A 231-nucleotide genomic window follows, 5' to 3' on the forward strand; every position below is an offset into this window, starting at 1 on the left:
AGGGAACGCGGGGAAGTGAAACATCTCAGTACCCGCAGGAAGAGAAAACAACCGTGATTCCGTGAGTAGTGGCGAGCGAAAGCGGATGAGGCTAAACCGTACTCGTGTGATACCCGGCAGGGGTTGCGTGTACGGGGTCGTGGGACCTCTTGGTCAGTTCTGCCGGACTGGCAACGAGTCAGAAAATACTGTGGTTAGAGGAATACGTCTGGAAAGCGTGAGCGTAGAGGG

Annotated in this window: 1 rRNA gene; it reads left to right on the forward strand. The window is 55.4% G+C overall.

The annotated features are described in order from the left end of the window. A 23S ribosomal RNA gene (locus FXN61_RS50060) occupies positions 1 to 231 on the forward strand; the annotation flags it as partial.

It is taken from the genome of Lentzea indica (assembly GCF_012184385.1).
GTDB classification, from domain to species: Bacteria; Actinomycetota; Actinomycetes; order Mycobacteriales; family Pseudonocardiaceae; genus Lentzea; species Lentzea indica.